At 42.0% G+C, this 317-nt stretch carries 1 protein-coding gene; it reads right to left on the bottom strand.

Annotation, left to right across the window (positions count from 1 at the left end):
• A partial coding sequence (locus QWI17_RS19160) for a MaoC/PaaZ C-terminal domain-containing protein (RefSeq protein WP_302724139.1) occupies positions 1–205 on the bottom strand: 205 nt, incomplete at its 3' end.
• Between the last annotated feature and the right edge of the window lie 112 nt (positions 206–317).

The raw sequence follows: 317 nt of genomic DNA, 5'->3' as shown, positions 1-317 counted from the left end.
AAATCAATGCGGCACTAAACATCCCATGCACAATACGCTGACCAAATATCGTTTGTTCCGCATACTCAGCATTGATGTGCACTGGATTATCATCTCCGGATACGCCAGCAAAGAGCACTACATCAGCTTCAGTCACTGTCTTTGCATAACTTGCCGTCTGTCCTACCTGCAGATCTTCAAGGTAGAAACCGTGTAAATCATCCATCGTTATATCCTCAATTATTATCTTTTATCGCCCTGAAATCCGAGCGTTGGAACGAGCTATGGACTTAACAGTAATGGTTTTTACCTATAAAACCAAGTAAAAACCCTTGGTT

Source organism: Gilvimarinus gilvus, from assembly GCF_030518155.1.
Classification (GTDB): Bacteria; Pseudomonadota; Gammaproteobacteria; order Pseudomonadales; family Cellvibrionaceae; genus Gilvimarinus; species Gilvimarinus gilvus.
This window is presented reverse-complemented; position numbering and strand designations above follow the sequence as displayed.